Origin of the sequence: Mesorhizobium sp. M2A.F.Ca.ET.043.02.1.1, from assembly GCF_003952405.1 — a bacterium.
Classification (GTDB): domain Bacteria; phylum Pseudomonadota; class Alphaproteobacteria; order Rhizobiales; family Rhizobiaceae; genus Mesorhizobium.
In genome coordinates, this window is record NZ_CP034445.1 from 308,455 (window position 1) to 321,594 (window position 13,140).

The following is a 13,140-nucleotide window of genomic DNA, read 5'->3' on the forward strand; positions in this document are numbered from 1 at the left end:
GTTCTGCTGGTCTCGGGCATCAGGCATCGCCCAGATAGGATTTGATCGTCTCGATGAAGCGCGGCACCGAGATCGGCTTGGAGATATAGGCCTCGCAGCCGCCCTGGCGGATGCGCTCCTCATCGCCTTTCATCGCGAAGGCGGTGACGGCGATGACAGGGATCGAATGCAATTCGTCGTCTTCCTTCAGCCATTTGGTCACTTCCAGGCCGGAGACCTCGGGCAGCTGGATGTCCATCAAAATGAGGTCCGGCCGGTGCTGGCGCGCCAGATCCAACGCCTCCAACCCGTTGCGCGTGCGGACCGTCTCGTAACCGCTGGCTTCGATGAGGTCCCGAAAGAGCTTCATGTTGAGCTCGTTGTCCTCGACGATCATGACCTTCTTAGCCATCAATTTCCCGTCCCGACCGCCCTCGAAGTCGAAGACCGTCGTAATGCGTCTCCTCGGACCGCACCCAACCCTTTCCACCCTAGCCCAATATAATTGACGAAACGGAAACCGGAGGTTGGAAAGCTGCACCAATTCCACCTTCGGGCGTTTTGTGGGAGAGAGCGGAGGCTTGCCGCGAGCGACGCTTGCCGTTACTGCGTTAGCAGACTCAAAAATCCACCATTCCAAAGGTAATGATGGCGAACGCAGCGTCAATGCGCGAGGAAGCGGAAACCATTGCCGTCAAGGCGCTGGGCTTCGTCGCCGCCGATCCGGAACTTCTGCCCCGCTTCCTGGCGATCACCGGCATCGAGGCCAACTCGATCCGCAAGGCCGCTGCGGAGCCTGGCTTCCTTGCCGGCGTCCTGCAATTCATCCTCGCTCATGAGCCGACGCTGCTGCGCTTCGCCGAGGAGACCGGCACGCCGCCGGCCGCCATCGGCAAGGCATTGCGTGCCCTCCCGCTCGGCAACGACGATCACGAGCGCTCGACATGAGCGACGATCCCGAGACGGCGAGGCAGATCGAAGAGCTTGCCGACGACGACCGGCCGCTGCTGGTGCTCGATGTCGACGATGTCGTGCTGGAATTCGTCCGGCGCTTTCCGCATTTCCTCAAAACGCGCGGCTTCGGGCTGACGCTCTCGTCCTTCCGATTGACAGGCAACATCGCCGAAACGGCGACCGGCCGGCTGATCGAACAGCCGGAAGTGACGGCGCTGCTGGGCGATTTCTTCGACACCCAGGCGGATTGGCAAAGCATCACCGAGGGCGCGGCGGACGCCCTGGCGATGCTTGGCCAAGGCGCCGAGATCGTCCTGCTGACCGCCATGCCACACAAGCATCGCGCGGTGCGCCGCGCCCATCTCAATGCGCTGGGGCTCGACTACCCGCTGCTGACGACGGAGATGGCTAAGGGGCCGGCCATCGCCAAGCTGCGCGGCCTCAAAGGCCGGCCGGTCGCCTTTGTCGACGACCAGCCCTCCAACCTGGTCTCGGCGCGCAATTCCGTGGCCGACGCCCACCTCTTCCATCTGATGGCCGACAACTCGCTGCGCGCCTTCCTGCCGCCGACGCCGGAGGACATCGTCTCGGTCGAGGACTGGCGCGAGGCCGCGCCCAAGATCGCGCGCGCTCTTGGGCTTTAGCGTAACCCTGGGAGAACCGTGAGCGGTTGGCTCGGCGACCGCTGTAGGCAGGGCGCTTCGCCGTTTCCGTGAAACGGTGAAACGCCCTAGTTCCCCAGCACAGGGATTTTGACCAGTCAGCTCTGTTTGCCTTGGAGGTGGCATGCCTTGGAGATTGGCCGAAACGCCCATCGCGATCGTCATTCCAGGGCGGAGCAGGAGCGAAGCTCCGTCGCGAAGACCCTGGAATCCATGCCGTTACCTTCGCCAAGGCGTGCAACGGAGCAGAATTCCGCACCGTGGCGGCGCTTCCAAGTCACGGCATGGATTCTATGGTCTGCGCGCGTCGCTCCGCTCCTTGCTCCGCCATAGAATGACGACGTTGGAGTCGGCTTCAACCAATCCCAGGCGTTTGCGCTGAGTTCACGGAAATGAACGGAAAATCTTGCGCCGGAACAAACGGCAACCCTTCAAGATCCCTGTGTCTGGGAACTAGCTTAAACGCTCAGGGCTGCAGCTTTGCGCCCGCCCCGCCATTGTCGCCGCCGTCCGAATCGTCGCCTCCGGTGGAATCGTCCGTTCCGTTCGCGCCGTCATCGCCGCTCGAATTGTCGTCCTGTCCCGCGCTGTCGTCCTGGACCTCGTCCGGGCCCTTCAGCATAGCGCCATTGACCGCGACGGACCCATCGGCCTTGGTGTTGATCACCCACTCCAGGCGACCGTCCGGCAACGTCTTGCCGAAGCCCTTGACGGCCAGGGCAAAGGGAAAGGCCTGCGCCATCTGCTCATCGCTCTTGGCGCCTTCCTTCAGGGCATCGACGATCTTGTCATAGCCGGCGACGTCGATGGTCACGCTCGCATCCGGTTTCTCGCCTGGAAATGTCATCTCGCCTTCCAGCGCGACCTCGATGTCGCCGTTTTTCACCGTGCTGTGCCCGATGACGACCTTGGGATTCTTGGCCTTGAAATCGGCGACCAGAGCCTTGCCGAATTCATCCGAAAGCGGTGGTTCCTTATTGAGATCAAAGGCTTCGATCGCCTTCTTCGCCATCGTATCGAGATCGATATTGGCGCCGCCGAAATTCAGGTCGACGTCGGTTGGCAGCAAGGGGGTGGTCCATTCGGGCAGGGTCTGATGCGGGATCGTCAGCCCCGATGCCTTGATCGTGTAATCGACCTTGCCGTTCTGGGAGACGCCGTCCATGCCGAATGCGGTGCTGAATTGCTTCGCCCCGAACTTGCCGACAGGGCTCTCCACCTCGAAATCCTTGAAGCCGTAATTGCCGTCGATCCTTTGCCAGATCGGCAGCGCGGCCAGCATCAGCGATTTGAGCTCTGCCTGGTTCGCCTTGAGTTTCGCTTCGTCCTCATTCGCCACGGCAAAGGCGAGCAGGTCGAGCAGCGGCTTGGTCCGGACGCCCTTGCCGTTTGCGTCAACGGAAAGTTCCGGCGTTTTCAAGGTAAGCGGAAAATTCATCCCGTTGTCGGCATCGTTGATCTTGATGGTCTCGACGAAGTCCGAGACCTTTTGAGTCGCCCTGAAGTCGACGCCGCCACTGGCGGATTTGGTCGCGACAACCGTGGCGGTGCCGGCGCCGGTCGAGGCATCGGCCTGCTGCTTGGCGTCCCGGGACGTCATTGTCATCCCGGCCAAGGAGCTGGTTGCATTGGTGAAGGCCGCAAGGGCCGGATCGTAGACGCTGGTCAGCTTGCCGTCCTTGATCGTGAATTCCATGCTCTGGCGGCCCTCCGGCCCTTCGAGCTCGAATGAGGCGCCCTGCGAGAAATTTGACGAGACGTCCCACGACCCGTCGCTGCGCGGCTTCACCATCAGCGCGTACGGGGCCATGTCGAACTTCAGGAGCTTCTGCTCCGGCACCGCATTGACGAGCGCTTTGATGTCGAGCGCGATCTTGTAGGCGTCGCCCTCCACCGAAACCTTGAGCACGCCCTTGTCGAACGCCTGCTTGCCGAAATAGCGCGCCAGATCGTCGGAAAGCTGCTTGGCGCCTTGATTGTCCACGGTCTGGGCAAAGGCTGGCGCGCTGAGCGCGAGGGCAAAGGCAAGTGGCAAAATACGCTTCACGTCGGTTCTCCGTGCTGTCGGAAGACGAAACAATGGTGCTTCTGGTAGGCAAGAAGCGTTACAGCCGCAAGACGCCGACTGTAGGCCAAAAGCGTATCCGGCTAAAGCACCAGCCGCATCAGCGGCCGGCCGGGCTTGCGCTCCACTAGCCTTTCGAAGCCGGCCTTCTCGAACACCCGCGACGAACCGACGAAAAGCCCGATCGAACGCGAATCGCGCGACAGGTCGATCGGGCAGGCTTCCAGCAGCCTCGCGCCATTCTCGCGGGCGAAGGCGATGCCGCCCTTGACGAGCCGGTGCGTGACGCCGCGGCCCCTCGCTTTGACGCGGATGAAGAAGCAGGAGATCGCCCAGACATCCGGGTCGCCGGCGTCGGCCGGGTCAACCGGCGCCGAACCCCTCCCTTGATTGTTCCACTCGGGCACGTCTGCGCGCGGGCCGACCTGCATCCAGCCGACGGCCTTGCCCTCCTCGAACGCCAGGAGCCCCGGCGGCGGACCTGCCTCGACGCGCGCCTTGATAAGATCCTTATTGCGCTCCTTGTCGCTGGCGCGGCGCTCCGCCGGTGCCAGCCGGAAATGCGTGCACCAGCAGCCGTAACAGGCGCCCTGCTTGCCGAAGAGGTCCTCGAAATCGGCCCAGCGCTCGGGGGTCAGCGGTGCTATGGTCGTGCTCATGCGTTCTCCCCAGGCCAAGCTTGTTGCCAGCCCTGCGCTGTCGTACCATTGCGTTTGTTCTCTTTATGTTCGCAGCGATGGCGGCTCCTGTCAACAATCCCGAACACGGTTTTTGCCGTGACTGCCTGGCGTTCCAGCGCTCTGAGACGCGGCGCTGCGATCGCTGCGGAAGTCCGCGCCTTGTCCGACACGCCGAGCTCTACCGGCTGAAGATCGCCCATATCGATTGCGACGCCTTCTACGCGGCGATCGAAAAGCGCGACAATCCGGCGCTGAAGGACCGGCCGGTCATCGTCGGCGGCGGCCGGCGCGGCGTCGTCTCCACCGCCTGCTACATCGCCCGCATCCAGGGCGTTCGCTCGGCCATGCCAATGTTCAAGGCGCTGGAACTCTGCCCGGAAGCGGTGGTGATCCCGCCCAATATGGAGAAATATGTCGGCGTCGGCCGCCAGGTCCGCGCGTTGATGCTGGCGCTGACGCCGCAGGTCGAGCCGCTGTCGATCGACGAGGCGTTTCTCGACCTCGCCGGCACCGAGCGTCTGCACGGCATGCCGCCGGCGCTGGTGCTGGCGCGCTTCGCGCAGACGGTGGAAAAGGAACTCGGCATCACCGTCTCGGCGGGCCTTTCCTACTGCAAGTTCCTGGCCAAGATCGCCTCGGATTTCCGCAAGCCGCGCGGCTTTTCGGTGATCGGCGAAGCGGAGGCGCCAAGCTTCCTCGCCGCGCAGCCGGTGACGCTGATCTGGGGCGTCGGCAAGGCTTTGGCCGCGACGCTGGAGCGCGACGGCATCCGCATGATCGCGCAATTGCAGCGCATGGAGCGCGGCGACCTGATGCGCCGCTATGGCGTCATGGGCGACCGGCTCTACCGGCTCTCGCGCGGCGAAGACGACCGCCCGGTCGACCCCGGCGGCGATGCCAAGAGCGTGTCGGCCGAAACCACTTTCGATAATGACATCGGCGCCCTGTCGGAACTGGTGCCGGTGCTGCGCGGCCTGTCGGAAAAGGTCTCGGCCCGGCTGAAGAAATCCGGCATTGCGGGGCGCACCGTGGTGCTGAAGCTGAAGACCCAGGATTTCAAGACCCGCACCCGCAACCGCCAGCTCGGCGATCCGACGCGCCTTGCCGACCGCATTTTCCAGACCGGCCTCGACCTGTTGCGCCGCGAAGCCGACGGCACGAAGTTCCGCCTGCTCGGCATCGGCGTCAGCGATCTCTCCAATGACGACAAGGCCGACCCGCCCGACCTGGTCGACATCCAGTCGCGCAAGCGCGCGCTGGCCGAAGGCGCGATGGACACGTTGCGCGACAAGTTCGGCAGGAAAGCGGTCGAGACCGGCTATACATTCGGCAAGGGCCGTGCCGCCAATCCGCCCGAGCCGCTGGAGGATTGAGGTTTCGAGCAATTCCAGGAAAAGTGTGAGCGGTTTTCCGTCCGGAATTGCGTCAAAGCAACGGTCAGTTGCGCTTCAGATCCATCCGGCTGGTCACCACCATCTTGCCGGTGGCCGGATCCATGTCGGTCACCGTCATGCGCATATTGTCCGGCCCGATCTTCTCGACCGTCAGCTCCGCGTCGCGGTCGCCATTGACGACTTTCGCCCAATGGATGTCGAGGTCGATCGCATCGCCCTTGCGGCTTCCGTTGAGCCCGGCGGGTCCGCTGCGCGAGCCGATATAGGTGCCGGTGTAGCTCGCCCCGCTGACCTTCAGGTCGGCGCGGATTTCGCGCGACATGATCAGCAGCGCGCGGCAGGTGCCGTCGAGCGACAGCGAGTCCGCCGTCGCGTCCGAGGTGAAGGTGCAGTTGATGTTCATCACCGGCGTGTTCGTCCTGATCCTGACCGTTCCCTTGCCGGAAAACTCGCCCTGCAGCGAACGCAGGCAGGCCGCCTCGTCGGCATGCGCGCCGGTCGCGCAGAAAAGACAGGCGGCGGCCAGCAAGGCAGCGGTCGATTTCATCAAGGCGTTCCCCTCTCGCGATCACTAGTACAATTCCAGGAAAAGTACGAAACGGTTCGGCCGGCGCCTGCCGACGGAAGGCGTGGGCTTAACGGATGCCCAGGCGTCAGGTTCCGCCGCGGCGATGACTGTTTTTTGACACGAATCCCTGGCCCAGTGGAATAACGTCGCTAACGGTTGCAGGCCAGGTCCGGGCTTGCGAGATAGAGCCCCAAATGGCACCCGCTCCCTCGATCCCCAAAGCCGCATTCTGGATGGCGCTGTCAATCGCCTCCTTCCTGGCGATGACCGTTGCCGGCCGCGCCACGACCAGCGATCTCAACGTCTTCCAGGTGCTGGAGCTGCGCTCGGTGATCGGTTTCTTCATCCTGCTGCCGCTGGTGATGACAAGCGGCGGCTTCCGGGCGATGCTCACGAAACGCCCGTTTACGCATATCGCCCGCAATGTCATCCACTATACCGGCCAGGCGGCGTGGCTCTATGCGCTGACGCTGATACCACTCGCCGTGCTGATTTCCATTGAATTCACCACACCGATCTGGACCGCGGTTTTCGCAGTCGGTTTTCTTGGCGAACGGCTCTCCAGGCCCAGGCTGACGGCTATCGTGCTCGGCCTGATCGGGGTGATCATCATCGTGCGTCCAGGCGTCAGCTCGGTCAATCCGGGGCAGCTCATCGTACTGGGCGCCGCGGTCTGCTTCGGCTGTTCGGTGGTCATGGTGAAATCGCTGACGAGGACAGACAGCGTCGTGCGCATTATCTTCTGGATGCTGATCATCCAGTCGGTGCTCGGCCTGCTGCCCGCGCTCTACGAGTGGCGCAACCCGCCGCTTTCGCTCTGGCCATGGATCGTGGTAATCGCTTTCACAGGCATGTCGTCGCACTTCTGCATGGCGCGCGCACTGGCCTATGCGGACGCCACCCTCATCTCGCCGATGGATTTCCTGCGGGTGCCGCTGTCGGCGTTTGTCGGCTGGCTGCTCTATCACGAACAGATCGACATCTTCACCGCCGGCGGCGCGGCGCTGATTCTGGCCGGCAACCTGCTCAATTTGCAGAAGAAGACGCCGCAAGTGGCGGAGGCTGAGGCGGCAACGCCCTGAGCTAAACCAACTCCACCTCGACCACGCCCGGCACCGCGCGCATTGCCGACGCCACTTGCGGCGAGATGCGGTAGCGGCTGGGCAGCTCGATCTCGACCTCGCCCTGTCCTGCATCCTTGATCAGCACGAAGCTCACCTGCCCTTCGCCCTTGACCGAAAGCTGGTTGGCGAGCGTGCCGAGGGGTGCTGCGTCACGCACGAAGATGCGCAGCGCCTTCTGGATGCGGCTGGCTTCGTCTTCCAGCGACTGCACGGTCTGGATGCGCAGATTGATGCCTTCCGGCCGGTCTTCGGCCGAAACGGTGATCACCACCGAGCGGCCGGGCTCCAGCATGTCGCGATACTGCGCCAGGCCTTCCGAGAACAGCACCGCCTCATACTGGCCGGTCGTATCGGAAAACTGCACCACGCCCATCTTGTTGCCGGTGCGGGTCTTGCGCTCCTGCTTGGTGGTGACGGTGCCGGCAAGCCGCCCGGCGGCCGCGCCCCGTTTGACGGCGGCCGAGAATTCCGCCCAGTTCTGCACCCGCATCTTCTGAAGCGCGGCCTTGTACTCGTCCAGCGGATGCGCGGAGAGATAGAAACCCACCACCTGGAACTCGCGGTGCAGCCGGTCGGCTGCAAGCCAAGGGTCGGTCGCCGGCAGGTTGAGCGCCTGCGATTGGCTGCCGAGCGATGCGCCGAAAATGTCGGCCTGGCCGGAGATGGCGTTCTGCTGCGCCAGCGAGGCAAGCCCCATCATCCGCTCGACCCCAGCCATCATCTGCGCGCGGTCGTTGCCGAAGCAATCCAGCGCACCGGCCATGATCAGGCTTTCGAAGACGCGCTTGCCGACGATCTTCGGATCGACCCGCTCGCAAAAATCGGCAAGGTTCTTGAACGGCTTCTCGCCGCGCACGGCGACGATGTGCTCGACCGCCGCCTCGCCCACGCCTTTGAGCGCCGCCAGAGAATAGAAGATCTTGTTTTCACCCACTTCGAACGGGCGGAAGCTGGTCATCACCGACGGCGCCACCACCTCGATGCCGAGGCGCATGGCGTCCTGGCGGAAGTCGGCCAGCTTGTCTGTGTTGCTCATGTCGAGCGTCATCGACGCCGCCAGGAACTCGACCGGGTAATGCGCCTTGAGATAGGCGGTCTGATAGGACACCACCGCATAAGCGGCGGCATGCGACTTGTTGAAGCCGTAGTCGGCGAACTTCGCCAGAAGATCGAAGATGAAGTCGGCCTGCGGCTTGGAGACGCCGCGTTCGACCGCGCCGGACACGAAGCGCTCGCGCTGCTTGTCCATCTCGGCGCGAATCTTCTTGCCCATGGCGCGGCGCAAGAGGTCGGCTTCGCCGAGCGAATAGCCGGACAGCTCCTGCGCGATCTGCATCACCTGTTCCTGGTAGACGATGACGCCTTGCGTTTCCTTCACCAGATGGTCGATCTTGGGATGGATCGAGGCCATCTCCTCCTCGCCATGCTTTCTGGCATTGTAGGTCGGGATGTTCTCCATCGGGCCGGGGCGGTAGAGCGCCACCAGCGCGATGATGTCCTCGATGCAGTCCGGCCGCATGCCGATCAGCGCCTTGCGCATGCCGGCACTTTCAACCTGGAACACGCCGACGACCTCGCCGCGCGACAGCATCGAGTAAGTCTCTTTGTCGTCGAGCGGAATGCGGGCAAGGTCTATGTCGACGCCGCGCCGGCGGATGAGCTTCACCGCCGTTTCCAGCACGGTCAGCGTTTTCAGGCCGAGGAAGTCGAACTTCACCAGCCCGGCCTGCTCGACATATTTCATGTTGAACTGGGTGACCGGCATGTCCGAGCGCGGATCGCGGTACATCGGCACCAACTCGGACAACGGCCGGTCGCCGATGACGATACCGGCGGCATGCGTCGAGGCGTGGCGGTACAGGCCTTCGAGCTTCTGCGCCGTGTCGAGCAGCGTCTGCACGATCGGCTCCTTCTCCGCTTCCTCGGCGAAGCGCGGCTCGTTGGCGATCGCATCCGCCAGCTTGACCGGATTGGCCGGGTTCTGCGGCACCATCTTTGAGAGCTTGTCCACCTGGCCGTAAGGCATCTGCAGCACACGGCCGACGTCGCGCAGCACCGCGCGCGCCTGCAGCGTACCGAAGGTGATGATCTGGCCCACCTGGTCGCGGCCGTATTTCTGCTGGACGTAGCGGATGACCTCCTCGCGGCGGTCCTGGCAGAAGTCGATGTCGAAGTCCGGCATCGAGACGCGGTCTGGGTTGAGGAAGCGCTCGAACAGCAGCGAGAAACGCAGCGGGTCGATGTCGGTGATGGTGGTCGAATAGGCGACCAGCGAACCGGCGCCCGAACCGCGCCCCGGCCCCACCGGAATTCCTTGCGATTTCGCCCATTTGATGAAGTCGGCGACGATCAGGAAATAGCCCGGAAACTTCATCTTCTCGATGATGCCGAGCTCGAATTCGAGCCGCTCGCGATATTGCTCGACCGTGTAGCCCGGCGTCGGGCCGTGCGCGGCAAGCCGCGCCTCCAGCCCCTCGCGCGCCTGGCGGGCAAGCTCTGCGGCTTCCGCCTTTTCCGCCGCGTCCTTGTCGGCCGCGTCGGCGCCGGTGAAGCGCGGCAGGATCGGGCTGCGGTTCTTCGGATAGTAGGAGCAGCGCATCGCGATCTCGACCGTGTTGTCGATCGCTTCCGGCAGGTCCGAGAACAGCCGCGCCATCTCGGCCTGGCTGCGCAGGAAATTGTCCGGCGAAAGCCGCCGGCGATTGTCCGCTGCGACCACTGATCCCTCGGCGATGGCGATCAGGGCGTCATGCGCCTCGTAATCCTCGCGCTTGGAGAAAAACGCCTCGTTGGTGGCGACCAGCGGCAGGTCGTGCGTGTAGGCAAGGTCGACCGTCGACTTTTCGACCATGCGGTCATAGCCGGCGACCCGCTCCAGCTCGACATAGAGCCTGTCGCCGAACAGACCCTTGAGGAACAGCAGCCGCTGTTCGGCGAGGTCGCGCCGGTCCGCTTTGAGCGCGCTGCCGATCGGACCGCGCGGGCCGCCGGTCAGGCAGATCAGCCCATCGGACCGGCCTTCCAGCATGGCGCTGGTGAGGTGCACCGGCTCGCCGGGCGGCGTCTCCAGATACACCTTGCTGATCAGCCGCACGAGATTGGCATAGCCAGCCTCGCTGGCGGCGATCAGCACGACCGGCGACATCTCCGGCCCATGCCGGCGACGGTCGCGCTGGCCATCGCTCGCCTCGCCGGAAAAGGCGAGATCGACCTGGCAGCCGATGATCGGCTGGACGCCGTCCTTGACCGCCTTCTGGGCGAATTCCAGCGCGCCGAACAAATTGTTGGTGTCGGTGACCGCTATCGCCGGCGCCTCGTCCTTGACCGCATGGCCGACGATCGCGCCAAGCTGAAGCGCGCCTTCGAGAAGCGAATAGGCCGAGTGCACGCGCAAATGGATAAAGGTCCGCGCCGGCGCTTCCGGCCGCGCGGCCCTCACGGCTGCTTCGCGCTGCAACGGATCGCGTGGAAGTCGTTCATCCGCCATGTTTTTTCGCGCTGTCCCAAAGACTCAATCTGTTGAGATGTATTGTCCCGGACGCGGCCGTGCCAGTCCAGCACAAATGACCGACAGGGCACAGGCTTAGGCCGGCTGGCTACCGCCTCTTCTCAGGCGAACTCCATGATCACCGCATCGACCGCCAGGCTGTCGCCTGGCTTGGCGTTGAGCTTGGCTATCGTGAGGTCGCGCTCGGCACGCAGCACATTTTCCATCTTCATGGCCTCGACCACGGCAAGCGTCTCGCCGGCCTTGACCTCTTGGCCCTCGGCCACCGCGATCGAGACGACGAGGCCCGGCATCGGGCAGAGAAGCATCTTCGAGGTGTCTGGCGGCAGCTTTTCCGGCATCAGCCTTTCCAGCTCCGCGGTGCGCGGCAGCATGGCCTGAACCGTAACCGACATGCCTTTCCAGGCGATGCGAAGACCGTTCAGCACGGGCCGGACCTGCGCCGCGATCCGGCTGCCGCCGACCGTGCCATGCCAGATCGCATCGCCTGGACGCCAGTCGGAGGCAACGGTCAGCGGCTTGCCGCCGTCGATCGACAGATCGACCTCCATCGGGATCGAGACCATGCCGTCGACAATCTCGACCGGAAGATAGGCTGCGCCGATTTTCACCACCCAGTCGCGCTTGAGATGGCCGGAATGCGGCGCCAGCCGGCCGCTCAGCCGGTCGAGCCGGTCGCGGCGCAAAAGTTCGATCGCGGTTGCGACGGCGGCGAAAACCGCCCTCTCCTCGCCATCCGGCGCGACCGGCGAAAAACCGTCCGGATACTCCTCGGCGATGAAGCCGGTCGACAGCCGTCCCTCGCGCCAGCGCGGGTGCTGCATCAGCGCCGAAAGGAACGGAATGTTGTGCTCGATGCCGTCGACGAGGAAGCTGTCGAGCGCCTCCGACATGGCGTCGATGGCCTCAAGCCTTGTCGGCGCCCAGGTGCAGAGCTTCGCCACCATCGGGTCATAGAACATCGAGATTTCGGAGCCTTCGGTGACGCCGGTATCGTTGCGGATGACGATGTCGCCGAACGTGCCCTCCTGCGGCGGCCTATAGCGGGTCAGCCGGCCGATCGACGGGAGGAAGTTGCGGAAAGGATCCTCGGCATAGAGGCGGCTTTCCACCGCCCAGCCGTTGAGCTTCACATCGCTCTGCTTGATGCCGAGCTTCTCCCCGGCGGCGACGCGGATCATCTGCTCGACCAGGTCGATGCCGGTGACCAGTTCAGTCACCGGATGCTCGACCTGCAATCGCGTGTTCATTTCGAGGAAATAGAAGTTCTTGTCCTTGTCGACGATGAACTCGACCGTGCCGGCGCTCTGGTAGTCGACGGCTTTCGCCAGCGCCACCGCCTGCTCGCCCATCGCCTTCCTGGTCTTGGCGTCGAGGAATGGCGACGGCGCCTCCTCGACCACCTTCTGGTTGCGGCGCTGGATCGAGCACTCGCGCTCACCGAGATAGAGCGCCGTGCCATGCGCGTCAGCCAGCACCTGGATCTCGATATGGCGCGGATCGACGACAAATTTCTCGATGAAGACGCGGTCGTCGCCGAAGGAGCTTTTCGCCTCCGAACGCGCCCGGTCGAAGCCGTCGCGCACCTCCGCTTGGCTCCAGGCGATGCGCATGCCCTTGCCGCCGCCGCCGGCCGAGGCCTTGATCATGACCGGATAGCCGATCTCGCCGGCGATCCGCTCGGCATGGTCGGCATCTTCGATGACACCGAGCCATCCAGGCACGGTCGAGACCTTGGCTTCGCTGGCGAACTTCTTCGATTCGATCTTGTCGCCCATCGCCTTGATGGCTTTGGACTTCGGTCCGATGAAGACGATGCCTTCTTTCTCCAGCGCCTCGCAAAATGAGGCGCGCTCCGACAGGAAGCCGTAGCCCGGATGGACGGCCTCGGCGCCGGTTTCCTTGCAGGCGGCGATGATCTTCTCCGGCAGGAGATAGCTCTGCGCGGCGGGCGGTGGGCCGATATGCACCGCTTCGTCGGCCATTTCGACATGCACGGCATCGCGATCGGCATCCGAATAGACCGCGACGGTGGCAATGCCCATCTTGCGCGCCGTCTTGATGACGCGACAGGCGATCTCGCCGCGATTGGCGATTAGGATCTTCTTGAACATTCGGATGTCGTTCCTCCGGCGAAGCGGACCAGTTCTATGGATAATTCCGGCGCGCCTCAAGTGCCACGGGCAGGCTCCCAAGGCTGGCACCG

General features: G+C 63.9%; 10 protein-coding genes. 4 read left to right on the forward strand and 6 right to left on the reverse strand.

Annotated features, from left to right (window positions below):
* Positions 1–19 precede the first annotated feature (19 nt).
* Entirely contained in the window at positions 20–391 is a 372-nt protein-coding gene (locus tag EJ068_RS01505) for a response regulator (protein WP_027166515.1), read from the reverse strand.
* A gap of 236 nt (positions 392–627) precedes the next feature.
* On the opposite strand from EJ068_RS01505, the gene EJ068_RS01510 reads away from it, so the two are divergent.
* Both EJ068_RS01510 and EJ068_RS01515 read left to right on the forward strand, forming a co-directional pair.
* Complete coding sequence (locus tag EJ068_RS01510) at positions 628–927, forward strand: DUF3572 domain-containing protein (protein ID WP_126083783.1); 300 nt, start codon at positions 628–630, stop codon at positions 925–927.
* Positions 924–1,577, forward strand: a complete 654-nt coding sequence (locus tag EJ068_RS01515; RefSeq protein WP_127253011.1) for a hypothetical protein — start codon at positions 924–926, stop codon at positions 1,575–1,577. The genes EJ068_RS01510 and EJ068_RS01515 overlap by 4 nt, the downstream gene beginning before the upstream one ends.
* A gap of 484 nt (positions 1,578–2,061) precedes the next feature.
* On the opposite strand, the gene EJ068_RS01520 is transcribed toward EJ068_RS01515, so the two are convergent.
* Both EJ068_RS01520 and EJ068_RS01525 read right to left on the reverse strand, forming a co-directional pair.
* Positions 2,062–3,642: a hypothetical protein gene (locus EJ068_RS01520; protein WP_127253013.1), complete on the reverse strand. Its 1,581-nt coding sequence runs from the start codon at positions 3,640–3,642 to the stop codon at positions 2,062–2,064.
* Between the two features lie 101 nt (positions 3,643–3,743).
* Positions 3,744–4,319, reverse strand: coding sequence for a GNAT family N-acetyltransferase (locus EJ068_RS01525; RefSeq protein WP_127253014.1), 576 nt, complete (start codon positions 4,317–4,319; stop codon positions 3,744–3,746).
* A gap of 65 nt (positions 4,320–4,384) precedes the next feature.
* Here EJ068_RS01525 and EJ068_RS01530 point away from each other — a divergent pair, with 65 nt between their 5' ends.
* A complete protein-coding gene (locus EJ068_RS01530; RefSeq protein WP_127253015.1) occupies positions 4,385–5,713 on the forward strand; it encodes a DNA polymerase IV in 1,329 nt (442 codons plus the stop codon).
* A gap of 64 nt (positions 5,714–5,777) precedes the next feature.
* On the opposite strand, the gene EJ068_RS01535 is transcribed toward EJ068_RS01530, so the two are convergent.
* Positions 5,778–6,281, reverse strand: a complete 504-nt coding sequence (locus EJ068_RS01535) for a hypothetical protein (RefSeq protein WP_128315526.1) — start codon at positions 6,279–6,281, stop codon at positions 5,778–5,780.
* A gap of 215 nt (positions 6,282–6,496) precedes the next feature.
* Between EJ068_RS01535 and EJ068_RS01540 the strand changes: the two genes are divergently transcribed.
* Positions 6,497–7,384: a DMT family transporter gene (locus EJ068_RS01540; protein ID WP_128315527.1), complete on the forward strand. Its 888-nt coding sequence runs from the start codon at positions 6,497–6,499 to the stop codon at positions 7,382–7,384.
* A gap of 1 nt (position 7,385) precedes the next feature.
* On the opposite strand, the gene dnaE is transcribed toward EJ068_RS01540, so the two are convergent.
* Together dnaE and EJ068_RS01550 are read right to left on the reverse strand one after the other, a co-directional pair.
* Positions 7,386–10,913 (reverse strand): DNA polymerase III subunit alpha, encoded by a 3,528-nt coding sequence (gene dnaE, locus EJ068_RS01545; RefSeq protein ID WP_129554448.1) that lies wholly within the window; start codon positions 10,911–10,913, stop codon positions 7,386–7,388.
* A gap of 122 nt (positions 10,914–11,035) precedes the next feature.
* Positions 11,036–13,048 carry an acetyl/propionyl/methylcrotonyl-CoA carboxylase subunit alpha gene (locus tag EJ068_RS01550; RefSeq protein ID WP_127386438.1) on the reverse strand — a complete coding sequence of 671 codons (2,013 nt, stop codon included), beginning with the start codon at positions 13,046–13,048 and terminating at the stop codon, positions 11,036–11,038.
* Positions 13,049–13,140 lie beyond the last annotated feature (92 nt).

Coding starts and splice junctions, on each gene's coding strand:
- EJ068_RS01530 (WP_127253015.1), top strand. CDS start 4,385: ATGTTCGCAGCGATGGCGGCTCCTGTCAACAATCCCGAACACGGTTTT.
- EJ068_RS01510 (WP_126083783.1), top strand. CDS start 628: ATGGCGAACGCAGCGTCAATGCGCGAGGAAGCGGAAACCATTGCCGTC.
- EJ068_RS01540 (WP_128315527.1), top strand. CDS start 6,497: ATGGCACCCGCTCCCTCGATCCCCAAAGCCGCATTCTGGATGGCGCTG.
- EJ068_RS01550 (WP_127386438.1), bottom strand. CDS start 13,048: ATGTTCAAGAAGATCCTAATCGCCAATCGCGGCGAGATCGCCTGTCGC.
- EJ068_RS01515 (WP_127253011.1), top strand. CDS start 924: ATGAGCGACGATCCCGAGACGGCGAGGCAGATCGAAGAGCTTGCCGAC.
- EJ068_RS01505 (WP_027166515.1), bottom strand. CDS start 391: ATGGCTAAGAAGGTCATGATCGTCGAGGACAACGAGCTCAACATGAAG.
- EJ068_RS01525 (WP_127253014.1), bottom strand. CDS start 4,319: ATGAGCACGACCATAGCACCGCTGACCCCCGAGCGCTGGGCCGATTTC.
- dnaE (WP_129554448.1), bottom strand. CDS start 10,913: ATGGCGGATGAACGACTTCCACGCGATCCGTTGCAGCGCGAAGCAGCC.
- EJ068_RS01535 (WP_128315526.1), bottom strand. CDS start 6,281: ATGAAATCGACCGCTGCCTTGCTGGCCGCCGCCTGTCTTTTCTGCGCG.